General features: G+C 73.1%; 24 protein-coding genes. 16 read left to right on the top strand and 8 right to left on the bottom strand.

The genetic code is table 11. The features are described from left to right. The first annotated feature begins 43 nt into the window (after nucleotides 1-43). Entirely contained in the window at nucleotides 44-820 is a 777-nt protein-coding gene (locus MQV74_RS09305) for an SseB family protein (RefSeq protein ID WP_242715702.1), read from the top strand. A 3-nt stretch (nucleotides 821-823) separates the two neighbouring features. Here MQV74_RS09305 and MQV74_RS09300 read toward each other — a convergent pair whose 3' ends face one another. Beyond that, nucleotides 824-1213, bottom strand: coding sequence for a DUF1844 domain-containing protein (locus tag MQV74_RS09300; protein ID WP_138958661.1), 390 nt, complete (start codon nucleotides 1211-1213; stop codon nucleotides 824-826). A 355-nt stretch (nucleotides 1214-1568) separates the two neighbouring features. Between MQV74_RS09300 and infC the strand changes: the two genes are divergently transcribed. The 10 genes from infC (at nucleotide 1569) to MQV74_RS09250 (ending at nucleotide 12865) form a co-directional block, all read left to right on the top strand. Further along, a complete protein-coding gene (infC, locus tag MQV74_RS09295; RefSeq protein ID WP_078868995.1) occupies nucleotides 1569-2228 on the top strand; it encodes a translation initiation factor IF-3 in 660 nt (219 codons plus the stop codon). A 105-nt stretch (nucleotides 2229-2333) separates the two neighbouring features. After that, nucleotides 2334-2528 carry a 50S ribosomal protein L35 gene (gene rpmI, locus MQV74_RS09290; RefSeq protein ID WP_030560333.1) on the top strand — a complete coding sequence of 65 codons (195 nt, stop codon included), beginning with the start codon at nucleotides 2334-2336 and terminating at the stop codon, nucleotides 2526-2528. Nucleotides 2529-2632: 104 nt separating this feature from the next. Further along, nucleotides 2633-3016, top strand: a complete 384-nt coding sequence (rplT, locus tag MQV74_RS09285) for a 50S ribosomal protein L20 (RefSeq protein ID WP_016642495.1) — start codon at nucleotides 2633-2635, stop codon at nucleotides 3014-3016. A 214-nt stretch (nucleotides 3017-3230) separates the two neighbouring features. Next, the gene (locus MQV74_RS09280; RefSeq protein WP_242715700.1) at nucleotides 3231-4088 is read left to right on the top strand and encodes a TrmH family RNA methyltransferase; all 858 of its coding nucleotides are present in this window, start codon (nucleotides 3231-3233) and stop codon (nucleotides 4086-4088) included. Nucleotides 4089-4145: 57 nt separating this feature from the next. Continuing rightward, the gene (locus MQV74_RS09275) at nucleotides 4146-5294 is read left to right on the top strand and encodes a sensor histidine kinase (RefSeq protein WP_242715698.1); all 1149 of its coding nucleotides are present in this window, start codon (nucleotides 4146-4148) and stop codon (nucleotides 5292-5294) included. 149 nt (nucleotides 5295-5443) lie between these two features. Beyond that, nucleotides 5444-6568: a phenylalanine--tRNA ligase subunit alpha gene (gene pheS / locus MQV74_RS09270; RefSeq protein WP_242715696.1), complete on the top strand. Its 1125-nt coding sequence runs from the start codon at nucleotides 5444-5446 to the stop codon at nucleotides 6566-6568. Next, complete coding sequence (pheT, locus tag MQV74_RS09265) at nucleotides 6568-9147, top strand: phenylalanine--tRNA ligase subunit beta (protein WP_242715694.1); 2580 nt, start codon at nucleotides 6568-6570, stop codon at nucleotides 9145-9147. The genes pheS and pheT overlap by 1 nt, the downstream gene beginning before the upstream one ends. 225 nt (nucleotides 9148-9372) lie before the next feature. After that, nucleotides 9373-10530, top strand: coding sequence for a PP2C family protein-serine/threonine phosphatase (locus MQV74_RS09260; protein ID WP_242715692.1), 1158 nt, complete (start codon nucleotides 9373-9375; stop codon nucleotides 10528-10530). A gap of 270 nt (nucleotides 10531-10800) precedes the next feature. After that, on the top strand, nucleotides 10801-12150 hold the full coding sequence (locus MQV74_RS09255) for a transcriptional regulator (protein WP_242715690.1): 1350 nt from the start codon (nucleotides 10801-10803) through the stop codon (nucleotides 12148-12150). A gap of 172 nt (nucleotides 12151-12322) precedes the next feature. After that, on the top strand, nucleotides 12323-12865 hold the full coding sequence (locus MQV74_RS09250) for an NUDIX hydrolase (protein ID WP_242715688.1): 543 nt from the start codon (nucleotides 12323-12325) through the stop codon (nucleotides 12863-12865). Nucleotides 12866-12886: 21 nt separating this feature from the next. Here the strand turns inward: MQV74_RS09250 and MQV74_RS09245 are convergent, their stop codons facing one another. Both MQV74_RS09245 and MQV74_RS09240 read right to left on the bottom strand, forming a co-directional pair. Then, nucleotides 12887-13144, bottom strand: coding sequence for a hypothetical protein (locus tag MQV74_RS09245; protein WP_242715686.1), 258 nt, complete (start codon nucleotides 13142-13144; stop codon nucleotides 12887-12889). A gap of 275 nt (nucleotides 13145-13419) precedes the next feature. Next, nucleotides 13420-14280, bottom strand: a complete 861-nt coding sequence (locus MQV74_RS09240) for a 3-hydroxybutyryl-CoA dehydrogenase (protein ID WP_171075672.1) — start codon at nucleotides 14278-14280, stop codon at nucleotides 13420-13422. A gap of 184 nt (nucleotides 14281-14464) precedes the next feature. Here MQV74_RS09240 and MQV74_RS09235 point away from each other — a divergent pair, with 184 nt between their 5' ends. Then, nucleotides 14465-15688 (top strand): glycoside hydrolase family 10 protein, encoded by a 1224-nt coding sequence (locus MQV74_RS09235; RefSeq protein ID WP_242715684.1) that lies wholly within the window; start codon nucleotides 14465-14467, stop codon nucleotides 15686-15688. A 26-nt stretch (nucleotides 15689-15714) separates the two neighbouring features. Here the strand turns inward: MQV74_RS09235 and MQV74_RS09230 are convergent, their stop codons facing one another. Beyond that, complete coding sequence (locus MQV74_RS09230; RefSeq protein ID WP_138958650.1) at nucleotides 15715-15909, bottom strand: DUF1918 domain-containing protein; 195 nt, start codon at nucleotides 15907-15909, stop codon at nucleotides 15715-15717. Between the two features lie 80 nt (nucleotides 15910-15989). After that, nucleotides 15990-17006 (bottom strand): DMT family transporter, encoded by a 1017-nt coding sequence (locus tag MQV74_RS09225; RefSeq protein WP_242715682.1) that lies wholly within the window; start codon nucleotides 17004-17006, stop codon nucleotides 15990-15992. Between MQV74_RS09225 and MQV74_RS09220 the strand changes: the two genes are divergently transcribed. Beyond that, nucleotides 17005-18441, top strand: coding sequence for an aminotransferase-like domain-containing protein (locus MQV74_RS09220; RefSeq protein ID WP_242715680.1), 1437 nt, complete (start codon nucleotides 17005-17007; stop codon nucleotides 18439-18441). The genes MQV74_RS09225 and MQV74_RS09220 overlap by 2 nt on opposite strands. 31 nt (nucleotides 18442-18472) lie before the next feature. Here the strand turns inward: MQV74_RS09220 and MQV74_RS09215 are convergent, their stop codons facing one another. Together MQV74_RS09215 and MQV74_RS09210 are read right to left on the bottom strand one after the other, a co-directional pair. Then, a complete protein-coding gene (locus MQV74_RS09215) occupies nucleotides 18473-18940 on the bottom strand; it encodes a DUF6314 family protein (RefSeq protein WP_242715678.1) in 468 nt (155 codons plus the stop codon). A gap of 51 nt (nucleotides 18941-18991) precedes the next feature. After that, nucleotides 18992-19981 (bottom strand): aldo/keto reductase, encoded by a 990-nt coding sequence (locus MQV74_RS09210; protein WP_242715676.1) that lies wholly within the window; start codon nucleotides 19979-19981, stop codon nucleotides 18992-18994. Between the two features lie 248 nt (nucleotides 19982-20229). On the opposite strand from MQV74_RS09210, the gene MQV74_RS09205 reads away from it, so the two are divergent. Further along, nucleotides 20230-21807, top strand: coding sequence for an alpha/beta hydrolase (locus MQV74_RS09205; RefSeq protein ID WP_242715675.1), 1578 nt, complete (start codon nucleotides 20230-20232; stop codon nucleotides 21805-21807). On the opposite strand, the gene MQV74_RS09200 is transcribed toward MQV74_RS09205, so the two are convergent. Beyond that, on the bottom strand, nucleotides 21761-22747 hold the full coding sequence (locus tag MQV74_RS09200) for an oxidoreductase (protein ID WP_242715673.1): 987 nt from the start codon (nucleotides 22745-22747) through the stop codon (nucleotides 21761-21763). The genes MQV74_RS09205 and MQV74_RS09200 overlap by 47 nt on opposite strands. Nucleotides 22748-22885: 138 nt before the next feature. Between MQV74_RS09200 and MQV74_RS09195 the strand changes: the two genes are divergently transcribed. Together MQV74_RS09195 and MQV74_RS09190 are read left to right on the top strand one after the other, a co-directional pair. Beyond that, nucleotides 22886-23305, top strand: a complete 420-nt coding sequence (locus MQV74_RS09195; RefSeq protein WP_242715671.1) for a MerR family transcriptional regulator — start codon at nucleotides 22886-22888, stop codon at nucleotides 23303-23305. Between the two features lie 133 nt (nucleotides 23306-23438). Beyond that, nucleotides 23439-25658 (top strand): NADP-dependent isocitrate dehydrogenase, encoded by a 2220-nt coding sequence (locus MQV74_RS09190; RefSeq protein ID WP_242715669.1) that lies wholly within the window; start codon nucleotides 23439-23441, stop codon nucleotides 25656-25658. The last annotated feature ends 3 nt before the right edge of the window (nucleotides 25659-25661 follow it).

Genomic DNA, 25661 nt, shown 5'->3' with positions numbered 1-25661 from the left:
GTGGGCGACTCCTGCCGCGAAGCGGCGGGCTAGTGTCGACGGCGTGCAGACAAAGAACATCCCCGACCCCGGCTTCTCCGACGACGACGGCTCCGCGGCTCCGGAGCTGCGCGCGGCCCTGGAGGCGTGGTCCCAGGACCGAACTGCCCACGGTCCGGTCCTGAAGGCCCTGGCGAACGCCAGGCTCCTCGTGCCGGTCGTCGCCGTCCTCGGCGAGGTCGAGGAGGGCGATCAAGAGGGGCGCGAAGCTCTGAACAAGGGTGGTGGCGGGAGACGGGGGGGCGGCCTGCGCCGGGAGAAGACGAGCGACATGGCGGTGCCCACGCTCAAGGCGGGCAAGCGCACCGCGCTGCCCGCCTTCACCTCCACCGAGGCCCTCGCCCTGTGGGACCCGGCCGCCCGCCCCGTCGCCGTACCGCTGCACCAGGCCCTCCAGGCGGCCGCCCACGAGAAGGCCGACACGATCGTCCTCGACCTCGCGGGCCCCGTCCCCTACGAGCTGAACCGCGCCGCGCTCATCGCCCTCGCCGAGGGCCGCCACAGCGCCGACGCGCTCACCGACCCGGCCGTGCGGGAGGCCGTGCGCACCGCGGTCGCCGCCGAGCCCGCCGTGCTCCGCGCCCACCTCGGCCCGGGCACGGCCGACGGCACCCTCGCCCTGGTCCTCGCCCCGGGCGCCGCCCCGGCCGAGGCCGCCCGGCGCCTGGCCGAGGCCCTCGCCGCCGACGAAACACTGAGGGCCCGCCTGGTGCGCGGCCTCGACCTGGCACTGCTGCCGGCCGAGGCGACGCCACCGGGCGAGCCCCTCTACGTACGCTGACGGCTAGCCGAACACCGGCCCCGTGTACTTCTCGCCAGGGCCCTGCCCCGGCGCGTCCGGCACCACGGAGGACTCGCGGAACGCCAGCTGCAGCGACTTCAGGCCGTCCCGCAGCGGGGCCGCGTGGAAGGAGCTGACCTCCGTCGCGCTCGCGTCCAGCAGACCGGCCAGGGCCTGGATGAGCTTGCGGGCCTCGTCCAGGTCCTTGTGGGTCTCGCCCTCCTCGGCCAGGCCCAGGTTCACCGCCGCCGCGCTCATCAGGTGCACCGCGACCGTCGTGATCACCTCGACCGCGGGCACGTCCGCGATGTCGCGGGTCATGGCGTCGAAGTCGGGGCTCTCGGCGGAGGCGGCCGAAGGGGTCGGGGAGGGCGTGGGGCTTGTGTCACTCATGTCCCACACCCTAGAGCCGCCCGCGAGCCGTTAGCCCCACCCCCCGGGAGCTGCTAACCTTGGGTGACGACCGGCCGGACGCCCACGGATGACCGAGGGATCCGGCCCACAAGTGGAGGCTCCGAACTCCCACCTGGCCGCTCCCCGAGCGGCGGGTCACCGGTCAGGCGGACCGCACCGAGCGTGCAGGCCCGCCCGATGCGCCCCGTGGTCACCACGGAGGTGCTCCGGTAGTTGTGTGGAGCCCCGCTGTGACCAGCCGGGGCATTTTTTGTGCCTCCGACGGGTTGGTCGAGAAAACAGACGTTACGCGGCTGTCCGCCAGACCGTCGCGTGGTGCTACCGAGGAGGATCCATCAGCGCCGAGCCCCGCATCAACGACCGGATTCGCGTTCCCGAGGTGCGACTTGTCGGTCCCAGCGGCGAGCAGGTCGGGATTGTCCCGCTTGCCAAGGCCCTGGAGCTTGCGCAGGAGTACGACCTGGACCTGGTCGAGGTCGCGGCGAACGCCCGTCCGCCCGTGTGCAAGCTCATGGACTACGGGAAGTTCAAGTACGAGTCGGCCATGAAGGCCCGTGAGGCGCGCAAGAACCAGGCGCACACGGTCATCAAGGAGATGAAGCTCCGGCCGAAGATCGACCCGCACGACTACGACACCAAGAAGGGTCACGTCGTCCGGTTCCTCAAGCAGGGCGACAAGGTCAAGATCACGATCATGTTCCGTGGTCGCGAGCAGTCCCGGCCGGAGCTCGGCTACCGACTGCTGCAGCGCCTCGCCGAGGACGTCCAGGACCTCGGGTTCATCGAGTCGAACCCGAAGCAGGACGGCCGCAACATGATCATGGTCCTCGGTCCGCACAAGAAGAAGACCGAGGCGATGGCCGAGGCCCGTGAGGCCCAGGCGGCCCGCAAGGCGGACGCGAAGGCCAACCCCGGCAAGTCGCAGAACGCCGCCGAGGGCGAGCTTTCCGAGGCTCCCGCCGAGGCCCCGGCCGAGGCCCCCGCCGAGGCCTGATCCCCGGACGCGAGTCCAGGGATGCCAACCGAACACATGACGCTCCCGGATGCCCGGTTTCGCGACCGGGCATCGGAGCGCCACTGACGAGGAGAGAACGGCGCTATGCCGAAGAACAAGACGCACAGCGGTGCCAGCAAGCGCTTCAAGATCACCGGCTCCGGCAAGGTGCTCCGCGAGCGCGCCGGCAAGCGCCACCTGCTCGAGCACAAGTCGTCCCGTCTGACGCGTCGCCTCACCGGCAACGCCGAGATGGCCCCGGGCGACGCCAAGAAGATCAAGAAGCTTCTCGGCAAGTGACGTCGCGACCCCCGGTGACGGGGGTCACGCGACGCCAGGACCGGGACATCAGTCGAATCGGGCCGTGTGACGACCACCACGGCCCCGCTACAAGGAGTTAACAAGTGGCACGCGTCAAGCGGGCAGTCAACGCCCACAAGAAGCGTCGGGCGATCCTCGAGCAGGCCAGCGGCTACCGCGGCCAGCGGTCGCGCCTGTACCGCAAGGCGAAGGAGCAGGTCACCCACTCCCTCGTCTACAACTACAACGACCGCAAGAAGCGCAAGGGCGACTTCCGTCAGCTGTGGATCCAGCGCATCAACGCCGCTGCCCGCGCCAACGGCATCACCTACAACCGCTTCATCCAGGGTCTGAAGGCCGCCAACATCGAGGTGGACCGCAAGATCCTGGCCGAGCTGGCCGTCAACGACGCCAACGCCTTCGCGGCGCTCGTCGAGGTCGCGCAGAAGGCGCTGCCTTCCGACGTCAACGCCCCCAAGGCCGCGTGACGTTGCACTGAGCTGAGCGAGTGTGACTGGACCCGCAGGCCACCCGGCCTGCGGGTCCAGTCACGTTTGGCCGTACCCCGCCGCACGATGCCGCGGCTGGTTCGGCACCGCCGGTCCCCGCCGTCCCGGCCGAGCGCCGTCGCGGCGGTGAGTGAACCCGGCCCGGGGCGGCAGAACGCCCCTGCCCCCACCCCGTACAGCGGAAAGCGACTTGATGGCACACGGTCCCGAACTGATCTCCCCGCGTTCGCCGCGCGTCAGTGGCGCGCGGCGGCTTGGCAAGCGGAACTTCCGGGGGAAGGAGCGGCTCTTCCTCGCGGAGGGTCCGCAGGCGGTGCGGGAGGCGGCCGGGCACCGCGGCGGCGGGCAGGCCACGCTCGTGGAGCTGTTCACGACCGTCGAGGCCGCCGAGCGGTACGCGGACATCGTGGCGGACGCGCGCGCCGCCGGGGCGCGGGTGCACCTCGCCGACGAGAGCGTGATCGCCGACATCTCGACCACCGTCACTCCGCAGGGGCTCGTCGGGGTGTGCCGCTTCCTCGACGTGCCGTTCGAGGAGATCCTCGCCGGCCGCCCCAAGCTGGTGGCCGTGCTCGCGCACGTGCGCGACCCCGGGAACGCGGGCACCGTGCTGCGCTGCGCGGACGCCGCGGGCGCCGACGCGGTGGTGCTCACCGACGCGTCCGTGGACCTGTACAACCCCAAGGCGGTGCGCGCCTCCGTCGGCTCGCACTTCCATCTGCCGGTGGCCGTGGGCGTCCCCGTCGAGCAGGCCGTACGCGGTCTGAAGGCGGCAGGCGTACGCGTGCTCGCCGCGGACGGCGCGGGCGAGGACGATCTGGACGCCGAGCTCGACCAGGGCACCATGGGCACCGAGACCGCCTGGATCTTCGGCAACGAGGCCTGGGGGCTGCCGGAGGAGACCCGCGCACTCGCCGACGCCGTGGTGCGCGTTCCGATCCACGGCAGCGCGGAGAGCCTGAACCTCGCGACCGCGGCAGCCGTATGCCTCTATGCGTCCGCCCGTGCACAGCGTGCCGCCGGAGGGTGCCGCTCCGTCACCCCCGGCTAGTAGTGTGTCGGGCTCGGGGGCCCACTGCGCCGGCTCCGAGAGGCGGGAACAAGGGGAATGAGCGTCGGCACGAGCAGAGCACCGGGAGTGCGGGGCATCCTGTGCACTCCCGCGGGCCACGCGGGCCCGGCGGGCCCCGGTCTCGGAGAGCTCGGCATCGACCCGGACGACCTGCCCGACGGCCTCGTCGTCGCCGACGAGAGCGGGCGCGTCATCTGCTTCAACGCCGCCGCGGCGCGCATCACCGCGGTGCGCGCCGCCGACGCGCTCGGCATCCGCATCGAGAGCGCCCTGCCCCTGGAGGACCTCGAAGGACGCCGGTGGTGGCAGGTGACCGACCCCTATGGAGGCCTCGTCACGCGCGTCGCCCAGCCCGAGCGCAATCTGCTGCTGCCCGGCGGCCGGGAAGTGCTCGTCTCCGCCCGGTACGTACGGTCGCGGCCGAAGGGCCCGCTGAGCCGCCTCGTCGTCTCGCTGCGCGACACCGAGGCCCGGCGGCGCACCGAGCGCAGCCACGCCGAGCTGATCGCGACGGTCGCCCACGAACTGCGCTCCCCGCTGACGTCCGTGAAGGGCTTCACCGCCACGCTGCTCGCCAAGTGGGAGCGGTTCACCGACGACCAGAAGCGGCTGATGCTGGAGACCGTCGACGCCGACGCGAACCGGGTGACCCGGCTGATCGCCGAGCTCCTCGACATCTCGCGCATCGACTCGGGCCGCCTGGAGCTGCGCCGCCAGCCCGTCGACATCGGGGCCGCCGTCGGGCGCCACATCCAGGCCCACGTCGCCGCGGGACAGGACGCGGACCGCTTCCTCGTCCGCCTCCAGCAGCCCCTGCCCGACCTGTGGGCCGACCCCGACAAGATCGACCAGGTGCTCAGCAACCTCCTGGAAAACGCGGTGCGCCACGGCGAGGGAACTGTCACCATCGACGTGGCGCCCTCGCCGTCCCTGCGGGTGCGGGGAGCGACCGACACCGCGGTCACCGTCAGCGACGAGGGATCCGGCATTCCGGAGGAGTCGATGGGCCGCGTGTTCACCCGCTTCTGGCGGGGCAGCAAGCGCGGCGGGACGGGACTGGGGTTGTACATCGTGAAGGGCATCGTCGAGGCACACGGCGGCACGATCACCGTCGGCCGCGCGGCGAGCGGCGGCGCCCAGTTCCGATTTACCTTGCCCGTGGGGGCTCCGGCGTACCTCCAGTGAGGACGCCCTGAGCAGCCCGCGGGCGCATGCGTTCACCACCACCCCGTTAGACTCGGTCGTTGGCACCTTTGTGTCCCCAATTTCGGGACAACTCGTCTCCGACTCGTTGACGGGGACCATCCGCCAGCCAACCGGAAGCACGGGAAGAGATGTCGGCACCGAACAAGTCGTACGACCCTGTCGAGGTCGAGGCACTGAAACCTGAAGAGATCGAGCGCGTGCGGGACGAGGCGCTCGCCGCCTTCGCGGCCGCCGCCGACCTCGACCAGCTCCAGGAGGCGAAGACCGCGCACTGCGGCGGCACCTCGCCCCTCTCGCTCGCCAACCGCGAGATCGGCGCGCTGCCCCCGCAGGCCAAGGCCGAGGCGGGCAAGCGCGTGGGCATGGCCCGCGGCGCCGTGAACAAGGCGCTCGCCGCCCGCCAGGCCGAGCTGGAGGCCGAGCGTGACGCCCGCGTCCTGGTCGAGGAGGCGGTGGACGTCACGCTGCCCCACGACCGCGTCGCGCCCGGCGCCCGGCACCCGCTGACCACGCTGTCCGAGCGCATCGAGGACATCTTCGTCGCCATGGGCTACGCGGTCGCGGAGGGCCCCGAGGCCGAGGCCGAGTGGTTCAACTTCGACGCCCTGAACATCGGCCCGGACCACCCCGCGCGCGGTGAGCAGGACACGTTCTTCATCGAAGGCGCGGACGGCTCCGTCGACTCCGGCGTCGTGCTGCGCACGCACACCTCGCCCGTGCAGATCCGCTCGCTCATCGACCGCGAGCCGCCGGTCTACGTGATCTGCCCCGGCCGCGTGTACCGCACCGACGAGCTGGACGCCACCCACACCCCGGTCTTCCACCAGGTCGAGCTGCTCGCCGTGGACGAGGGCCTGACCATGGCGGACCTCAAGGGCACCCTGGACCACATGGTGCAGGAGCTGTTCGGCGGCGAGGGCATGAAGACCCGCCTGCGGCCGAACTTCTTCCCGTTCACCGAGCCGTCCGCCGAGATGGACATGGTCTGCTACGTGTGCCGCGGCGAGTCCGTGGGCAACGCCGACCGGCCCTGCCGCACCTGCTCGTCCGAGGGCTGGATCGAGCTCGGCGGCTGCGGCATGGTCAACCCGAAGGTGCTGGCCGCCTGCGGTGTGGACCCCGAGAAGTACAGCGGATTCGCCTTCGGGTTCGGCATCGAGCGGATGCTGATGTTCCGCCACAACGTCGAAGACATGCGAGACATGGTCGAGGGTGACGTCCGCTTCACCCGGCCGTTCGGGACGGAGATCTGATGCGCATCCCGCTTTCCTGGCTGCGGGAGTACGTCGACCTCCCCGCCACCGAGACCGGCCGCGACGTGCAGGCCAAGCTGATTTCCGCGGGCCTCGAAGTCGAGTCCGTCGAACAGCTCGGCGCGGGCCTGAAGGGCCCCCTCGTCGTCGGCAAGGTCCTCACCATCGAGGAGCTGGAGGGCTTCAAGAAGCCCATCCGCTTCTGCACCGTGGACGTCGGCACGGCCAACGGCACGGGCGCGCCGCAGGAGATCGTCTGCGGCGCCCGGAACTTCGCCGTGGGCGACAAGGTCGTCGTGGTCCTGCCCGGCGCCGAGCTGCCCGGCGGCTTCGCCATCTCCGCGCGCAAGACGTACGGCAAGACGTCGCACGGCATGATCTGCTCCGGTGACGAGCTGGGCATGGGCGACGACGGCAGCGGCGGCATCATCGTGCTCCCGCCCGAGCACGAGGCCGGCACCGACGCCATCGAGCTGCTCGAACTCGTCGACGAGGTCCTGGACATCGCCGTCACGCCCGACCGCGGCTACTGCCTGTCGCTGCGCGGCGTCGCCCGTGAGGCGGCCACCGCGTACGGCCTGCCGCTGCGCGACCCGGCGCTGCTCGACGTCCCGGCCCCGAACTCGTTCGGGTACCCGGTGCAGGTCAGCGACCCGGCCGGCTGCGACCGCTTCACCGCGCGCACCGTCACCGGGCTCAGCCCCGACGCCCGCTCGCCGATCTGGCTCCAGCGCCGCCTGCAGAAGGCGGGCATGCGCCCGATCTCGCTGGCCGTCGACGTCACCAACTACGTGATGCTGGAGCTCGGCCAGCCGCTGCACGCCTACGACCGCTCCCGCGTCCAGGGCACCATCGGCGTCCGCCGTGCCGAGCAGGGCGAGAAGTTCACCACCCTCGACGGCGCCCGGCGCGTGCTCGACGCCGAGGACCTGGTGATCATCGACGAGCGCGGCCCCATCGGCCTCGCCGGTGTCATGGGCGGCGCCAACACGGAGATCGCCGACCTTCCCCAAGCTCTCGACTCCGCTCGAGCAGGGGAGACCCCATTCGAGGCCGAGGGCACCACCGACGTCGTCATCGAGGCCGCGCACTTCGACCCGGTCGCGGTGGCCCGCACCGCCCGTCGCCACAAGCTGTCCTCCGAGGCGGCCCGGCGCTTCGAGCGAGGCGTCGACCCGCAGGCCGCGTCCGCCGCCGCGCAGCGCACCGTCGACCTGCTCGTGCTGCTCGCGGGCGGCACCGCGGAGGCGGGCGTCACGGAGGTCATCGCGCCCTCCGCGCCGCACACCATCACGATGCCCGCCGACCACCCGGACCGCGTCGCGGGTGTCACGTACGGCCGCGAGACGGTCGTGCGCCGCCTCCAGCAGGTCGGCTGCGACGTGTACGGCCAGGACGTCCTGACCGTCACCGTGCCGTCGTGGCGCCCCGACCTCGCCGAGGTCAACGACCTCGCCGAGGAGGTCATCCGCCTCGAGGGGTACGAGAACCTGCCCTCGACGCTGCCCAAGCCCCCGGCCGGGCGCGGTCTGACCGAGCGGCAGCGGCTGCACCGCAGGGCCGGGCGCGCGCTCGCGGGCGCCGGTTTCGTCGAGGCGCCGAACTACCCGTTCGTGAGCGAGCAGGTCTTCGACCAGCTCGGCCTGGACGCCGACGACCCGAACCGCCGCGTCGTCAAGCTCGTCAACCCGCTGTCGGACGAGGAGCCCGCGCTCCGTACGACGCTGCTCCCCGGCCTCCTCGCCACGCTGCGCCGCAACGACGGGCGGGGCAGCCACGACCTGGCCCTGTTCGAGACCGGCCTGGTCTTCCACCCGCACGCCGACGCGGCGGGCGTTCCGGCGGACCTGCCCGCGGGCCGGCGTCCCACGGACGAGGAGATCGCCGCGCTCAACAGCGCCCTGCCCGAGCAGCCGCGGCACGCCGCGGTCGTGCTCGCGGGCGCCCGCGAGCGGTCCGGCTGGTGGGGCAAGGGCCGGCAGGCCGACTGGGCGGACGCCGTCGAGTCGGCGCGCACCCTGGCCCACGAGGCCGGTGCCGAACTCATCGTCCAGCAGGGCCAGTACGGCCCCTGGCACCCGGGCCGCTGCGCCGAGCTCCTGGTGTTCCTGGACAGCGCCGAGGGGCCGAACGGCGAGCAGGGCGACCTGGTCTCCATCGGTCACGCGGGCGAGCTGCACCCGCGCGTCACCAAGGCGCTGGGCCTGCCCGCCCGCACCTGCGCGATGGAGCTGAACCTGGACCTGCTCCAGGAGGCGGGCGAGGGCTCGCTGCGGGCGCCGCGCATCTCGGCCTTCCCGGTGGCCACGCAGGACGTCGCCCTGGTCGTCGACCAGGACGTCCCCGCGGCCGTCGTCGAGGCGTATCTGCGCGACGGTGCGGGTGAACTGCTCGAGGACATCCGCCTGTTCGACGTCTTCACCGGCGAGCAGCTGGGCGAGGGCAAGAAGTCGCTCGCGTACGCGCTGCGCTTCCGCGCCGCCGACCGCACGCTGACGGTCGAGGAGGCCTCGGCCGCTCGTGACGCGGCCGTGGCGCGCGCCGCCGAGACGACCGGCGCGGTGCTGCGCGGGGCCTAGTACCGGCCCGGCGCATACAAGCGCTACTGAGGGGGCGTGTCCGCGAAAGCGGATGCGCCCCCTCCGGCGTACCCGGGGGCACCCTGAGCCCGCTCACTCGTTTGAGTGACAACTGCCGGTGATCTGACCCGATCCGGCCACCCGGTCGACAGAATCAATCCGGCCGTGGGGACCGGTCCCGTACACGGCCCGCACGCTGAACCGGGCCTTAGGGGGGCCGTCGGCATGATCCTCATCAAGCCTCGTACGCCCCGCCGCGGCGCCGGGACCCGGCGCGGACCGCGGCGGCGGGCCCACGGTTGTGGCGACGGAGGCGACGAGCGTCCGTCAGCGACGTTCGAGCGACCGTGCCGCCGTCGGCTGCGGCGGGCGCTCGCGCTCGGCCTGCCGACGGTGTGGGGCGCCGTCGCCATCACGTACAAACTGGTCTGTCCGCTCGCGCAGCAACACGGCCTGGGGGCGCGGATCGTCACCAGCGCCGTCTTCTTCGCCGTCGGTACGGGACTCATATTCCAGGTGCGGCACGCGCTGATCCGGGAGTTGCGGCAGATCCGCGAGGTCGCGGGCGCCGCGCAGAACGTCCTGCTGCGGCCGCTGCCGCCGCGCGTCGACGGGCTCGCGCTGGCCGCGGGCCGCCTCTCCGCCTCGCTGGGGGCCTCCGTCGGCGGCGATCTGTACGAGGTCGCCGCCACCGACCACGGCGTCCGCCTCGTCATGGGCGACGTGCGCGGCCACGGCCTCGCCGCGATCGGCACCGTCGCCGCCGTGCTCGGCAGCTTCCGCGAGGCCGCCCACGACGAGCCCGAACTGCCGCAGGTGCTGCGGCGCCTGGAGCGGGCCCTGGCCCGGCACTTGCGGGAGCGCTCCCGCGCCGAGCACCCGGCGAGCGGCGCGGCGGCGCCGGAGAGCCCGGTCGCCGAGGAGTTCGTGACCGTCCTCCTGGTGGAGATCGGCCAGGACGGCGAGGTGTGGGCGCTCAACTGCGGCCACCCGTGGCCCTATCGGCTGCGCGGCCGCGCCCAGCTCCTGTCCGGCGGTGAGCCGCTGCCGCCGCTCGGCCCCTTCCCGCTGCCCGCCGAACTGCCCGTGCAGCTCTGCGGCAGGCTGCTGCCGGGCGACGTCCTGGTGCTGCACACGGACGGCGTGGAGGACGCGCGCGACGGATCCGGGCGGTTCTTCCCGCTCCAGGCCGTGCTCGGCGAGGCGGCCAGGACCCAGCCGGTGTCGCCGCAGCAGGTGATCCAGTCCGTGTACGCCCGGCTCCTGCGGCACATCGGCCGCCTCCCGTCCGACGACGCGGCGCTGCTCGTGCTGCGCAACGACCGCAAGAGGGTCCCCCGGCAGCAGACGGAGACCGGGCGGTGCGCCCGCACCATGAGCTGAACACCGCCCGGTGTGGTGCGGCCCGCGCCGCCCGTGCCGTCGCGGAACTGCCGGGCAGACGACGGACGAACGGACGGCGCCGACAGGGGCCGCCGCGCTGAGTGAGGGGGGAGCCGACGGCCCGGCCGCCTCCTGGTGAGGACCCTCAGTCAACCGACCGCGCGCCCCGTGCGGCAGAGCGCGTGCCCCCCGGATGCGAGCACTCCGTTCACACCCCGTGTGAAGGGCGCTCCACTAGGCTGGGCGCACCGAGCCATCGGAGGGGCATCCATGCAGCCCAACACCCTGCTCGACGCGATCCTCGACGAAGCCGGCATCTCGCACGCGGGCCTTGCCGCCCATGTGAACCAGGTCGGCAAGGCCCGCGGTCTCTCCCTGAGATACGAACACACCGCGGTGGCCCGCTGGTTGAAGGGCCAGCGCCCGCGCGGCCAGGTGCCCGACCTGATCTGCGAGGTGCTCGCCGCGCGGCTGCAGCGCACCGTCACGCTCGACGACATCGGCCTCGGGGTGCCCGGCGGCCCGGCCCTGCGCGGGGGCTCGATGGCCTCCACGCTCTCCGGGTTCGTCGAGCGGGCGACGGCGCTGTGGCGGTCGGACGAGCAGCAGCGCCCGCATCTGCTCGGCGCGCCCGCGGTGACCGGGACGCCCGCCGTGATGCCGGTGTGGGAGTGGGAGAACCCGCCCGAGGACACGGACGTCTCGCGCGGCGGCCGGCACCCGGTGAGCATGGCGGACCTGGAGATGCTGCGCGCGGCCCGTACGCACTACGAGCAGATGTACCGCAAAACCGGTGGCATCGCGACCCGCACCCGCATCGTCGGCTTCCTCAACGCGGAGGCGGCGCCGCTGCTCCGCGGCAGCTACACCGACGCGATGGGGCGTCAGCTGCACCGCGCGACCGGCGGCCTGGTGGCGATAGCGGGCATCTGTGCCTACGACTCGGACGCGCACGGCCTCGCCCAGCGCTACTTCCACCAGGCGCTGCGCCTGGCGAAGGCCAGCGGGGACCGGGGGCTCGGCGCGTACGTGATCGCGCTGCTCGTCAACCAGTCCCTCTTCATGCGCGAGTACCGCCAGGCGGTGGCCTTCGCGGAGGCCGCGCTGCGCGCCGCGGGCCGGGACATCACGCCCGCCCTCGCGTCCGATCTGTACGCCATGCAGGCCAAGGCGTACGCGCACCTGGGCGACGGCAGCAGCGCGCTGTCCTGCATCCGGCGGGCCGAGGTGGCCGCCGAGCGCATCCGGCGCGGCCGGGAGCCGGACGAGACGGGCTATGTCCAGCCGGGCCTGGTCAATGTGCAGGTGGCGGAGGCGCTGCTCAGCCTCGGCGATCTCGCGGCGGCGCGGGAACACGCCGCCGCCGCGGTGGACACCCCGGCGCACGACCGGGGCCGGGTGCACCGGCTCGCGATGCTCAGCCAGATCGAGCTGCGCCAGGGCAACACCGACGAGGCGGTGGCCACGGCGGTGGAGATGGCGGAGCAGGCGCGCGGGATGGAGTCCCAGCGCCTGCGCGACCGGCTGCGCGCGGTGCGCGAGTACCTGGTCCGCAGCGACTGCGCGGGCACGGCCGAGGCCGCGGAGCTGATCGACGGGGCGCTGCGGGTGCCGCTGTGAGGAGCGGGGGCGCGGTGCGGCGCGGTTCTCCGTGACGCCGTGACGTCGTGACATCGGGGGCGCGGGGGCGGAACGACGCCTGACACGTGCTACGTCGCTCCGCCGTGCGCCGAGTGCTCTCCCACCCTCCTGCTGCGATATTGCCATCTACTCGGCGGAAGGTGGCAGAACCGTGCAGTGGACGAAACAGAGCGAACAGACTGTGTATGGAAACCGATGGTTCACCGTCAATCTCGCAGACGTCGAGCTGCCGGACGGCCGGCACCTCGACCACTTCCTGATAAGGCTCCGTCCGGTGGCGATCGCCACGGTGGTCAACGAGGCCAACGAGGTGCTGCTCCTGTGGCGGCACCGCTTCATCACCGACAGCTGGGGCTGGGAGCTCGCGGCGGGGGTGGTGGAGGACGGAGAGGACATCGCCGACGCGGCCGCGCGTGAGATGGAGGAGGAGACCGGCTGGCGGCCGGGGCCCCTGCGACACCTGATGAGCGTCGAGCCGTCCAACGGGCTCACGGACGCCCGGCACCACATCTACTGGTCGGACGAGGGGACCTACATCGGCCACCCCGAGGACGACTTCGAGTCGGACCGACGCGAGTGGGTGCCGCTCAAGCTCGTTCCCGACATGGTGGCGCGCGGCGAGGTCCCGGCCGCCAACATGGCGGCGGCGCTCCTCCTGCTGCACCATCTGCGCCTCGGCGAGGACGCGCGCTGACCGCTCGGACGCGGCCCCGGGCTAGTGTCCGAGGGCCTGCCAGACCGCCACGGCGAGCGCACCGACCGCGGTGAGCGCGGCGAGGGCGGGCAGCGGCCAACGGGTGTGTTCCAGGGCCGCGAGCCGTACGGACAGGTCGTCCTGGTCCTTGGTGTGCTGAAGGTCGCGCTGGGTGAGTAACGCGAGCTGTCCGTCGACGCGGGCGAGACCCACGTCCAAGCCCCGACGTAACTCTGCGAGTTCTTCCGGGACCACGGGACGCTCAGGGTCGGTGGTCACGACTCCGCTCCTCTCAGTTGTGGGTCACATCCCCCCTGTACGCAGCGGAAAGTCAACTCGCCTGGTCGTCGCGGCGGGAGAGTGTGCGCAGGGCATATGCGAGCCCACCGCGCACACGGTGTGTGAATGACACGGGCCCGGCACTCAGCGAGTGCCGGGCCCGTGAACTGGCCGGAAATTGACTTGAATTCAGCAACGCAGCGTAGCCGCTACCGGAGCCCACCGATCCAGATCCCGCGAGCACCCACCCGTGCGCCGGGCGGGCCGGACGCGGGTCAGTCGTACGGGTAGAAGCCCGAGCCCGACTTGCGGCCGAGGCGGCCCGCGTCGACCATGCGCTGGAGGAGCGGGGGAGCGGCGTACAGGGGCTCCTTGTACTCGGTGTACATCGAGTCGGCGACCGAGGCGACCGTGTCGAGGCCGATGAGGTCGGCCAGCTTGAGCGGGCCCATCGGGTGGGCGCAGCCCATCTCCATGCCGTTGTCGATGTCCTCGCGGCTGGCGATGCCCGACTCGAACATCCGGATCGCGGAGAGCAGATACGGGATGAGGAGCGCGTTCACGACGAACCCGGAACGGTCCTGGGCGCGGATGGCGTGCTTGCCGAGCACCTTCTCCGTGAACAGCTGCGCCCGGCTGAGCGTGCCCTCCGACGTGGTCAGGGCCGGAATCAGCTCGACGAGCTGCTGCACGGGGGCCGGGTTGAAGAAGTGGATGCCGATGACCTGGTCGGGCCGGGAGGTGGCCACGGCCAGCTTCACCAGGGGGATGGAGGAGGTGTTGGAGGCGAGGATCGCGTCCTGCCGCGTCACCACCTGGTCGAGCACCTGGAAGATCTCGGTCTTGACCTGCTCGTTCTCCACGACGGCCTCGATGACGAGGTCGCGGTCGGCGAATTCGCCCAGATCCGTGGTGAAGCTGAGCCGCGCGATGGTCTCGTCCCGCTCCTCCTCCGAGATCTTGCCGCGCTCGGCCGCCTTGGACAGGGAGTTGTACAGCCGCGTGCGGCCGATCTCCAGGGCCTCTCCGGTGGTCTCCGCGACCTTCACGTCCAGGCCGGAGCGGGCGCAGACCTCTGCGATCCCGGCGCCCATCTGGCCACAGCCCACCACTCCGACGCGCGCAATGTCGGCCATAGAGTCGGTCACCTCGTGCCTTTCGCTCATCTACAGGGGCGGCAGGTCCCCCGTGCGGTACCGGTCCCTGCCTCGCCGGTGAACGTTACTCCGCGCGTCGCGGTGCGCGGCCGCCCGGGTCGGGCATGCTGTCCCCGAACGGCCAGGGCTTGTCCGGGGATTTCGAGAATCAGGGGACGGGAACATGAGGCGTATGTCACGTCGGGCCTTCACCGTGGCGGCGGCATCGGTGGCCGCGGGGCTCGCGACAGCCGGGGACGCGGCCGCGGGGGCGGGCCCCAGACACAGGGGACGCGAGATGCGGGGCATGTGGGTGGCCACGGTGGTGAACATCGACTGGCCCTCCAAGCCGGGCCTGACACCGGAGCAGCAGCGCGCGGAGCTGATCGCCTACCTCGACGAGGCGGTGCGCCGCAGGCTGAACGCGGTGGTCCTCCAGGTGCGCCCGACGGCCGACGCGTTCTGGCCCTCCACCTACGAGCCGTGGTCGGAGTACCTCACCGGCACCCAGGGCAAGGACCCGGGCTGGGACCCGCTGGGCACGGCCGTGCGCGAGGCGCACTACCGCGGCCTGGAGCTGCACGCCTGGTTCAACCCGTTCCGGATCGCCATGCACGCCGACCCCGCCCGGCTCGTGCCGACCCACCCCGCGCGCGTGCATCCCGAGTGGGTGGTGCCGTACGGCGGGAAGCTGTTCTACAACCCCGGCCTGCCCGAGGTGCGGCGGTTCGTGCAGCAGGCGATGCTCGACGCGGTGCGCCGCTACCGCCTCGACGCCGTGCACTGGGACGACTACTTCTACCCGTATCCGGTGGCGGGTCAGGTCTTCGACGACGACGCCGCCTTCGCGCGCTACGGCGGCGCCTTCCCCGACCGGGCCGCGTGGCGCCGGGACAACATCGACCGCCTGGTGCGCGAGATGGGCACCAGGATCAAGAAGGTCCGCCCGGGCACGCAGTTCGGGATCAGCCCCTTCGGCGTCTGGCGCAACGCGGCCACCGACCCCACCGGATCGGACACGCGGGCGGGCGTGCAGACCTACGACGACCTGTACGCCGACACCCGCGGCTGGGTGCGCAAGCGCTGGCTGGACTACATCTGTCCGCAGCTCTACTGGCACATCGGCCTGCCCGCCGCCGACTACGCGAAGCTGGTGCCCTGGTGGGACGAGGTCGCCCGGGGGACGGGCGTGCGCCTGTACGTGGGGGAGGCGCTGTACAAGGCGGGCGACCCCGCGCAGCCCGCGCCCTGGCAGGACCCGACCGAGCTGTCCCGCCACCTCACGTACGCGAAGGGCTTCCCGCGGGTGCGCGGGCACGTGTTCTACTCGGCGAAGCACGTGGTCGCCGACAGGATCGGCGCGATGCAGCGCGTCGTCGACGACCACTACGCGTACCCCGCCCCCTAGCGGCCGCGGGCCGCAGGGGCGTGCGGCTAGTCGTTGGCGGCGAAGGGGCGCACGACCGTGTCGGGGCCCGGGGACATCACTGTCTCGTGACCGTCCTCGAACCGCACGCGGTACGGCGGGCCGCCGTCCGCTCCGAGGACCTCGATGACTTCCGCATTCCGGTCGTGCTGTCCCACGATCCTGCCGTGGATCAGCAGCCGGTCGCCCACGGATGCTTGCATGGGGAGTGACCTCCTCGTCCGCGTCGCTGTTGGTGGCGGTGCGTGGCGGACAGTGTACGACCGGTGGCCCCGGTTGGCGCCTACCCGCGCGCCCGTTGGGTGGCGGCGATGCACACCAGGACGGCGACGGCCGTGAGCGGCGCGGCCGGGGTCAGCGCCTCGCCGAGCAGGAACACCGACCAGACGAGCGTGAGCAGGGGCTGGGCGAGCTGGAGCTGGCTGGCCTTGGGGATGCCGATCACGGCCATGCCCCGGTACCAGACGAGCAGGCCGAGGAACTGCGAGCCGATCGCCGCGTACAGCAGGCCCGCCGTGCTGTGCGCGGTGAGCTCGAACGTCTCGTGCGGCAGGGCGAGCGCCGCCCAGAGGACGCCGAGCGGCAGGCACAGGACGAGCGCCCAGCCGATGACCTGCCAGCCCGGCATGTGCCCGGCCAGTCGGCCGCCCTCGGTGTAGCCGGCGGCGCAGACCACCAGCGCGCCGAACAGATACAGATCGGCGGTCGTCAGGGCGCCGCCGCTCTGCTGGACCGTGAACCCGACCACGGCGGCGGCGCCCGCGAGCGCCGCCGCCCAGAAGGCGCGCGAGGGCCGGGCGCCGGTGCGCAGCACGGAGAACACGGCCGTGGTCAGGGGCAGCAGTCCGACGACGACGGCCGCGTGCGCGGTGCTCGACGTCTGCAGGGCGAGCGTCGTGAGCAGGGGGAAGCCGATCACCGTGCCGGCCGCGACGACGGCGAGGCCGGGCCAGTCGGCGCGCCGGGGCAGCGGCACGCGCAGCGCGAGCAGACAGCCGCCCGCGACGAGGGCGCTCAGCACACAGCGCAGGGCGACGAAGCTCCACGGGCCGATCCCTTCGAGGCCCCAGGCGGTGGAGGGGAACGTGAGCGAGAACGCGGTGACGCCGAGGGCGGCCTGAAGCGTGCCGACGCGCCGGGACACGGGAGCCGCCTGCGGGGCCAGGGGCCGCTCGGTCGCGGTCGCCCGGGTCGCCGTGGTTTCCGTCGCGGGGCGGCCGGTGGCGGGCCGGTCCGCCGGGGAGGTGGGGGTCGGGACCGCTATCCGCCGTCGTTCAGTAGCGCTATCCTGTGCTGTCATGCAACAGCGTAGCAGTGTGGGTGAGTTGGCGTATCAGCTACGAAATGAGCTGGACCGCTACTCTCCAGGTGGAAAGCTGCCCTCCAGTCGGGCCCTGGTCGAGCGGTTCCGGGTGAGCCCGGTGACCGTGTCGCGCGCCCTCGCGCAGCTCGCCGCCGAAGGCCTGGTCGTCACCCGGCCCGGCGCCGGTGCCTTCCGGGCACAGGCGCCGGGCGCCGCCGTCCCGGTGGGCGACACCTCGTGGCAGGAGGTGTCGCTGAGCGCCGACGCCACGGCCGACGTCGTGCCGCGCTCGGTGGACGCCTCCGGGGTGCTCGCCACGCTCGCCGCGCCGGGGCCGGGCGTCATCGAGTTCAACGGCGGTTATCTGCACCCCTCGCTCCAGCCCGAGCGCGCGATGGCCGCCGCCCTGGCGCGGGCCGGGCGGCGCCCCGGCGCCTGGGAGCGGCCCCCGGTCGAGGGCCTGCCCGAGCTGCGCGAGTGGTTCGCGCGCGGCATCGGCGGCGCGATCACCGCGGCCGAGGTCCTGATCACCGCGGGCGGGCAGAGCGCCCTGACGACCGCGCTGCGGGCGCTCGCCCCGCCCGGCGCGCCGGTGCTCATCGAATCGCCCACGTACCCGGGGCTGCTCGCCATCGCGCGCGCCGCCGGGCTGCGGCCGGTGCCGGTGCCGGTGGACACCGACGGAGTGCGCCCCGACCTGCTCGCCGCCGCGTTCGAGGCGACCGGGGCGCGGGTGTTCGTCTGCCAGCCGCTGTTCCAGAACCCCACCGGCGCCGTGCTGTCCGCCGAGCGCCGCCCCGAGGTGCTGCGGATCGCCCGCGCCGCCGGGGCGTTCGTCGTCGAGGACGACTTCGTGCGCCGCCTCGTGCACGAGGACGTGGGGCCGCTGCCGAGGCCCCTGGCGTCCGAGGACCGGGACGGCGTCGTCGTGCACGTGTGCTCGCTCACCAAGGCCACCTCGCCGAGCTTCCGGGTCAGCGCGCTCGTCGCGCGCGGCCCCGTCCTGGAGCGGCTGCGCACCATCCAGGTCGTCGACCACTTCTTCGTGCCGAGGCCGCTGCAGGAGGCCGCGCTCGAACTCGTCGGCTCCCCGGCCTGGCCCCGCCATCTGCGGGCCGTGGCGGGGGAGTTGAAGGAGCGCAGGGACGCGCTGGTGGCCGCGCTGCGGCTGCGGCTCCCCGCGCTCGCCCTGCCGCACGTGCCCGCGGGCGGCTACCACCTGTGGCTGCGGCTTCCCGACGGCACCGACGAACTCGCCCTGGCGGTGGCCGCGTCGCGTGCCGGGGTCGCGGTCGCCCCCGGGCGCCCCTACTTCGCGGCGGAGCCCCCGGCGGCGCACATCCGGCTGAGCTTCGCCGCCCTCGCGGGCACGGCCGAGATCGCCGAAGGCGTCCGCCGCCTCTCCCGGGCGTGCGACGAGGTGACGGCCTGAGCCTCCCGGGCGGCCCGCGGGCCGCCCGGGATCAGCCGTGCACCCGGGCGTAGTCCGTCGTCAGGAGCAGGTCCTTGGCCGGGCCCCGGACCCGCCAGCACGTCCGCCAGGAATCCGCGTCGGCCACCGTGAAGTCGCCCCGGTAGAGGTCCGCCGCGCACGGGTGGTCGGCGGTGTGGCGGCCGGTGCGCAGGTCCAGGCCGTGGAAGAAGCGCCCGTCGGCGAAGTGTACGAGCACGGTGCCCGCGGGCTCGCCCGGCAGGAAGCGCAGGGTGCGCTCGGCGGGGCGCGGGGTGCCGCGCCAGGTGAACGTGCCGGACTCGTGGTGCAGCAGACCGCCGCCCCGCGCGGCCGCACCGGTCAGCGGCGTGAACCGGGTCGTGCCGCTGAAGCGGCCCTCCACCGGTCCGTCCGCGCCCGCGGCGAAGTCCCGTACGGTCCGCTCCACGCGCCACTCACCGGCGAGATGGGCGAGGGCGTCGGGCACGGGGAAGGGCATGTCCGCAGCGTACGCGGCCCGCGCCCGGCCCCGCCCGGCCGGTCTGCCGCTCTAGCGGTCGACGACGGTGAGGCTCACCGCGTCGTACCGCGTCCCCGCGACGCCGTCCGCGGGGGCCGCCGCGTCGATCGCGGCGAGGTCGTCGGCGGACAGCTCGATCGTGGCGGCCGCGAGGTTCTCCCGCAGATACGTCTCGCGGCGCGTGCCCGGGATCGGCACGACGTCGGCGCCCCGGTGTTGCACCCAGGCCAGGGCGAGCTGGCCCGCCGTGACGCCCTTCTCGGCGGCGAGCGCGGTCAGGGTGTCGACGATGGCGAGGTTGCGCTCCAGATTGCCGTCGGCGAAGCGCGGCTGCGAGCGGCGCACGTCGTTCGCCTCCAGGTCCGCGACCGAGGTGACCCGGCCCGTCAGGAAGCCGCGGCCGAGCGGCGAGAACGGCACGAGGCCGATGCCCAGCTCCCGGCACACCGGCGCCGTCTCCTCCTCCAGGTCGCGGGTCCACAGCGACCACTCGCTCTGCAGCGCCGCGATGGGGTGCACGGCGTGCGCGCGCCGGATCGTCCGCGCGCTCGCCTCGGACAGGCCGAGGTGGCGCACCTTGCCCGCCGCGACCAGGTCGGCCATCGCGCCGACGGTCTCCTCGATCGGCACGTCCGGGTCGACGCGGTGCTGGTAGTACAGGTCGATGTGGTCGACGCCGAGCCGGGCGAGCGAGGCGTCGCAGGCCTGCCGCACGTACGCGGCGTCGCCGCGGATCAGCGGGGGCTCGCCGAGCCGGTTGGCGAAGCCGAACTTCGTGGCGATCACGGCCCGCTCGCGGCGCGCTCCGGACAGGGCGCGGCCGAGCAGCTCCTCGTTGTGCCCGGCGCCGTAGTAGTCGGCGGTGTCGAACAGGGTGACGCCGAGGTCGAGGGCGCGGTGCAGCGTGGCGATCGACTGGGCGTCGTCCGACGTGCCGTAGCCGTGGCTCATTCCCATGCAGCCGAGTCCCTGGGCCGAGACGGTGAGCGCGCCGAGCGTGCGGGTGGGCAGGCCGGTCATGTCGTACCTCCAGGTGGTGCGGTGGTCTGCGCGGATCCCCGCGGTGCGGTGATCACGGCCGTGACAGTAGGAGTTGGAGCGCGCTCCAACGCAAGCGCCGCCCGGGTGGGGCCCGCACCCCCGCGGCCGCTCCGGGTGGCCACAGGGCCGGCGCTGGGGCCGGCCGGATGGTGGTCGGGGGCGCGCGTTCGTAGCGTGATCGGCGTTCGCGGACCGTCCTGCCCCTCCTCGCCACACCCCGGAGCGTCATGCGTGCCGTCACCCTCACCACGGCGGGCCTCGGGCTCGCCGTCCTGCTCGCGGGCGGCGTGTCCGCCGCCGGGGCGCCGCGCCCCATGGCCGGAGCCGCCCTCGCCGCGTACGAGAACCAGCACCTGACCTGGGGCGTCTGCTCGCCCGCGCAGAAGGAGCTGCGGGCGGCGGGTGCCCGGTGCGCCCACGTCACCGTGCCGCTCGACTACGCCGACCCCGGAGGCCGCACCCTGCGCATCGCGGTCTCCCGCATCGAGGCCGAGGTCCCGGCGGACCGGCGGCGCGGCGTCCTGCTGTCCAACCCGGGCGGGCCCGGCGGCACCGGCCTCGCCTACACCCTCGCCCTGCGCCCGGCCCTGGAGCGGGTGGCGGGCGCCTATGACCTCATCGGCTTCGACCCGCGCTTCCTCGGCGAGAGCAGCCCACTGACCTGCGACCCGGCCCGCAAGCCCGCCGATCCGGGACCGAGCACCACGCCGCGCAGGGACTTCGAGGAGGCACTCGCCGCCGCCCGCGAGGACGCCCGCCGCTGCCACGCGCGCGGCGACAACGCCCGGCTCCTTCCGCACGCCTCCTCGCGCAACGTCGCCCGCGACATGGACGTGATCCGCGCGGCCCTCGGCGAGCGCCGCCTGTCGTACTACGGCGTGTCGTACGGCGCCGACCTGGGGGCCACCTACGCGCAGCTGTTCCCGCGCCGCGTGGACCGCTTCGTCGTCGACTCCGTCACCGACCCGGCCGCCACGCAGTACGAGCAGTTCCAGCGCTCCGGCAAGCCCGCCGAGGCGGCCCTGGACGAGTGGGGCGCGTGGACGGCCCGCCGCGACGGCACCTACCACCTGGGCCGCACGGCCGCCGCGGTCCGCCGACAGGTGGAGGCGCTGCTCGCCCGCGCCGAGCGGCGGCCGCCGCGCGTCGACGGGCTGCGCCTGAACGCGCCGCTGCTGCGGATGATCCTCAAACAGCCCCTCGTCCAGGGCGAGAACGACCCGACGGCGGCGGCCGTCGTCCGGGACCTGGTCGCCGCCTCGCAGGGCCGGCCCGTCGAACCGGGGCCCGAACTCGCCCGCATGATTGCGCTGTTGAAGTCGCCCGAGCTCGCGGACGGCATGCTCGGGGGCGTGCTCTTCATGTGCGGCGACGGCGGCTGGCCCGCCGGTGGCTGGCCCGGCTCACCGGCGACGTACTGGAGGAACAGCCAGCGCAGCCGTGCCACCGAGCCCGTCTTCGGGCCCTTCGTGAACGGCATGACCGCGCCCTGCGCGTACTTCCCCCAGCCGCCGCGCGAGCCCGCCGTCACCATCGGCAACGACGTGCCCGTCCTGCTGCTCCAGGCCCGGCGCGACCACACCCCGTACCGCGACGCGCTCGCCATGCACCGGGCGCTGCGCGGCTCCCGCATGGTCACGGCGGACATCCGAGGCCACGGCGTCTACGGCCGCGCGGTCGAGGGACTCGACCCGGTGCCGTGCGCCGACCGGGCCGTGAACGCCTACTTGGGCGGGGGCGGCCTGCCGCGCGAGGACGTCACGTGCCCGACGGCGCGCGCCACCCGAAGTGGTCCACGCCGGTGAGCTCGGCGGACAGTTCCCACAGCCGGGCCGCCGCCGCCGGCTCCCTGACCCACGGCTTCACCCCGCCGATCAGCATGTCGTCGGTGGTGGCGGGCTCGGCGACGTCGCAGTCCTGGCAGTAGGCACCGCCGTGGTCCGCGAGCAGCGGCGAGGTGGCGGCCCACACGGCCGTCGCCGCGCCCTGCGCCGGGGACTTGAAGCCCTCCGCCGGAGTGCCGTCGGGGCCGAACCAGCCCTGGGCGAGCTGCTCCTCGCGCGGCACGTGCCGTTGCAGCGGGGTGAGGACGCTGCCCGGGTGCACGGCGAAGGCGCGCGGCCCCCCGGGCCCGGCGAGCCGGTCCAGGTGCAGGGCGAACAGCGCGTTGGCGGTCTTCGACTGCGCGTACGCCAGCCAGCGGTCGTAGCCCTCGCGGAAGTGCGGGTCCTGCCAGCGGACACCGGACAGGAAGTGCCCCGAGGAGGCCACCGCCACGACCCGGGCCCGCCCCGGGGCAAGCGCCGGGGCGAGCCGGTTGACCAGGGCGTAGTGGCCCAAGTGGTTGACCGCGAAGTGTGCCTCCCAGCCGGGTCCCACCCGGGTCTCGGGGCAGGCCATGATGCCCGCGCCCGCGATCAGCAGGTCGACGGCGTGCCCGGCGTCCAGGATCCGGTCGGCGAAGGCGCGCACGCTGTCCAGGTCGGCGAGGTCCAGGGCGGCCACCTCGGTGCCGGGCACGCCGTCGAGGGCCGCGGCGGCCGCCCGGGGCCTGCGCGCGGGGACGAGCACCCGGGCACCGGCGCGGGCCAGCGCCCGGGTCGTCGCCAGACCGAGGCCGGAGTAGCCGCCGGTGACGATCGCGGTCCTGCCCTCCAGGGAGATGCCTTTCAGTACGTCGTCGGCGGTGCTCCCCGCGCCGTGCCCGGAACCGATCCTGCGCTGCTCTGCTGTCTTGGTCGTCATGGCGGGAACGCTAGGACCTAGACTGCGATCTAGATCAAGGACTGGGATCCGGATCAAGGACTGCGGTCCGGATCGAGGACGGTGACCGGGGCCGCGGACCGTGATCCGGATCAAGCCGAGCGCACGCGGAGGTCGAAGGTGGCGCAGCGCGCCGAGGGGAAGTCCATCGGGCAGGTCGCCGAGGAGACCGGGCTCAGCGTGCACGCGCTGCGGTTCTTCGAGCGCGAGGAGCTGTTCCTGCGGCCCGTCCCGCGCACCGGCGGCGGGCGGCGCGTGTACGAGCCCGCCGACGTGGAGTGGCTCCTGCTGTGCAACCGGCTGCGCGAGTCCGGGATGCCGATCGCGACCCTCAAGCGCTTCGCCGGCCTCGTCCGCTCGGGGCCGGGCAACGAGCCGGAGCGGCTCGCCCTGCTCCAGGAGCACGAGCGCGCCGTCCGCGCGCGCAGGGCGGAACTCGACGCCGCCCTGGAGATCATCCACGGCAAGGTCATGGCGTACGAGAAGCACGTGCGCGAGGGCACGGCGGCGGGGGTCTGGGCCCCGGCCCCGCCCCGCTGACCGGTCGGGGCCCCGCTGACCCGGCCCCGTACGTGTCCGGTATCCGCCGCTCGGCCAGGGCCCTGTCGGGACCGGCGCGCCCACGAGATATCTTGATGTCGAGCAATGTTGCAGACGTGGAGCGGAGCACCCGGTGACTGACTCGACCATCATCTACACACACACTGACGAGGCCCCCGCCCTCGCGACGCATTCGTTCCTGCCCGTGATCCAGGCGTACGCCTCGACGGCCGGTGTCCGCGTCGAGACCCGTGACATCTCCCTGGCGGGCCGGATCATCGCGAGCTTCCCGGAGCGCCTGGAGCCGAGCCAGCGCATCGAGGACGCGCTGGCCGAGCTCGGCGAGCTGGCCAAGACGCCGCAGGCCAACATCATCAAGCTGCCGAACATCTCGGCGTCGATCCCGCAGCTCAAGGCCGCCGTGGCCGAGCTGCAGGAGCAGGGTTACGCGCTGCCGGACTACCCGGACGACCCCAAGACCGACGAGGAGCGCGACATCCGCGCCCGCTACGACAAGGTCAAGGGCTCCGCGGTCAACCCGGTCCTGCGCGAGGGCAACTCCGACCGCCGCGCCCCCGCGTCGGTCAAGAACTACGCCAAGGCGCACCCGCACCGCATGGGCGCCTGGACGGCCGACTCCAAAACCAACGTCGCCACCATGGGTGAGAACGACTTCCGGTCGACGGAGAAGTCCGTGGTGATCGAGAAGGCCGGTGCGCTCAAGATCGAGCTGGTCGCCGCCGACGGCTCCACCACCGTCCTGCGCGAGTCCGTCCCGGTCCTTCAGGGCGAGGTCGTCGACGCCTCCGTGATGCGCGTGGCCGCGCTGCGCGAGTTCCTGACCGCCCAGGTCGCCCGCGCCAAGGCCGACGGCGTGCTGTTCTCCGTGCACCTCAAGGCGACGATGATGAAGGTCTCCGACCCGATCGTCTTCGGCCACGTCGTGCGCGCCTTCTTCCCGAAGACCTTCGCGGCCTTCGGCGCCGACCTCGCGGCCGCGGGCCTGAGCCCGAACGACGGCCTCGGCGGCATCTACAAGGGCCTGGAGGCGCTGGCGAACGGCGCCGAGATCAAGGCGTCCTTCGAGGCCGAGCTGGCCGAGGGCCCGGACCTGGCGATGGTCGACTCCGACCGCGGCATCACCAACCTGCACGTGCCGTCCGACGTCATCGTCGACGCCTCGATGCCGGCCATGATCCGCACCTCGGGCCACATGTGGGACAAGGACGGCGCCGAGGCCGACACCCTCGCCGTCATCCCGGACTCCTCCTACGCGGGCGTCTACCAGGTCGCCATCGACGACTGCCGCGCCCACGGCGCCTACGACCCGGCCACCATGGGCTCGGTCCCGAACGTCGGCCTGATGGCGCAGAAGGCCGAGGAGTACGGCTCCCACGACAAGACCTTCGAGATCGCCGCCGCCGGCACGGTCCGCCTGGTCGACGCCGAGGGCACCGTCCTCATCGAGCAGCCGGTCTCCGAGGGCGACATCTTCCGCGCCTGCCAGACCAAGGACGCGCCGATCAAGGACTGGGTGAAGCTGGCCGTCAGCCGCGCCCGCGCCACCGGCGACCCGGCCGTGTTCTGGCTGGACGAGACCCGCGCGCACGACGCCAACCTGATCGCCAAGGTCCGGGCGTACCTGCCGGAGTTCGACACCGAGGGCCTGGACCTGAAGATCCTGTCCCCGGTCGAGGCCACCAAGCTGTCGGTGGAGCGCATCCGCCAGGGCCTCAACACGATCTCCGTCACCGGCAACGTGCTGCGTGACTACCTGACCGACCTGTTCCCGATCCTGGAGCTCGGCACCAGCGCCAAGATGCTCTCGGTGGTGCCGCTGATGAACGGCGGCGGCCTGTTCGAGACCGGCGCCGGCGGCTCGGCCCCGAAGCACGTCCAGCAGCTGGTCAAGGAGAACTACCTGCGCTGGGACAGCCTCGGTGAGTTCCTCGCGCTCGCGGTCTCCTTCGAGCACCTGGCGCAGACCACGGGCAACGCCCGCGCCCAGGTCCTCGCCGACACCCTGGACCGCGCCACGGCCTCCTTCCTGGAGGAGGACAAGTCGCCGAGCCGCAGGCTGGGCGGCATCGACAACCGCGGCAGCCACTTCTACCTGTCCCTGTACTGGGCCCAGGAGCTGGCCAAGCAGACCGACGACGCCCAGCTCGCCGAGGCCTTCGGCCCGCTCGCCAAGACGCTGACCGAGCAGGAGCAGCGCATCGTGGACGAGCTGCTCGCCGTCCAGGGCTCCCCGGCCGACATCGGCGGCTACTACCAGCCGGACGCCGCCAAGGCCGCGGCCGTCATGCGCCCGTCGGCCACGTTCAACGAGGCCATCGCGTCGCTCGCGTAACGG

Source organism: Streptomyces sp. AN091965, from assembly GCF_022698285.1.
Lineage (GTDB): Bacteria > Actinomycetota > Actinomycetes > Streptomycetales > Streptomycetaceae > Streptomyces.
The sequence above is the reverse complement of the archived record's forward strand: the minus strand, read 5'-3'. Positions and strand labels throughout refer to the sequence as shown.

Excerpts from the sequence above, each read along its gene's own strand:
- MQV74_RS09200 (WP_242715673.1), bottom strand. The coding sequence starts at position 22,747 with ATGACGACCAAGACAGCAGAGCAGCGCAGGATCGGTTCCGGGCACGGC.
- rpmI (WP_030560333.1), top strand. The coding sequence starts at position 2,334 with ATGCCGAAGAACAAGACGCACAGCGGTGCCAGCAAGCGCTTCAAGATC.
- MQV74_RS09235 (WP_242715684.1), top strand. The coding sequence starts at position 14,465 with ATGAGGCGTATGTCACGTCGGGCCTTCACCGTGGCGGCGGCATCGGTG.
- MQV74_RS09230 (WP_138958650.1), bottom strand. The coding sequence starts at position 15,909 with ATGCAAGCATCCGTGGGCGACCGGCTGCTGATCCACGGCAGGATCGTG.
- MQV74_RS09255 (WP_242715690.1), top strand. The coding sequence starts at position 10,801 with ATGCAGCCCAACACCCTGCTCGACGCGATCCTCGACGAAGCCGGCATC.
- MQV74_RS09300 (WP_138958661.1), bottom strand. The coding sequence starts at position 1,213 with ATGAGTGACACAAGCCCCACGCCCTCCCCGACCCCTTCGGCCGCCTCC.
- pheT (WP_242715694.1), top strand. The coding sequence starts at position 6,568 with ATGCGCATCCCGCTTTCCTGGCTGCGGGAGTACGTCGACCTCCCCGCC.
- pheS (WP_242715696.1), top strand. The coding sequence starts at position 5,444 with ATGTCGGCACCGAACAAGTCGTACGACCCTGTCGAGGTCGAGGCACTG.
- MQV74_RS09225 (WP_242715682.1), bottom strand. The coding sequence starts at position 17,006 with ATGACAGCACAGGATAGCGCTACTGAACGACGGCGGATAGCGGTCCCG.
- MQV74_RS09215 (WP_242715678.1), bottom strand. The coding sequence starts at position 18,940 with ATGCCCTTCCCCGTGCCCGACGCCCTCGCCCATCTCGCCGGTGAGTGG.
- MQV74_RS09210 (WP_242715676.1), bottom strand. The coding sequence starts at position 19,981 with ATGACCGGCCTGCCCACCCGCACGCTCGGCGCGCTCACCGTCTCGGCC.
- MQV74_RS09220 (WP_242715680.1), top strand. The coding sequence starts at position 17,005 with ATGCAACAGCGTAGCAGTGTGGGTGAGTTGGCGTATCAGCTACGAAAT.
- MQV74_RS09205 (WP_242715675.1), top strand. The coding sequence starts at position 20,230 with ATGCGTGCCGTCACCCTCACCACGGCGGGCCTCGGGCTCGCCGTCCTG.
- MQV74_RS09280 (WP_242715700.1), top strand. The coding sequence starts at position 3,231 with ATGGCACACGGTCCCGAACTGATCTCCCCGCGTTCGCCGCGCGTCAGT.
- MQV74_RS09275 (WP_242715698.1), top strand. The coding sequence starts at position 4,146 with ATGAGCGTCGGCACGAGCAGAGCACCGGGAGTGCGGGGCATCCTGTGC.
- MQV74_RS09240 (WP_171075672.1), bottom strand. The coding sequence starts at position 14,280 with ATGGCCGACATTGCGCGCGTCGGAGTGGTGGGCTGTGGCCAGATGGGC.
- MQV74_RS09260 (WP_242715692.1), top strand. The coding sequence starts at position 9,373 with ATGATCCTCATCAAGCCTCGTACGCCCCGCCGCGGCGCCGGGACCCGG.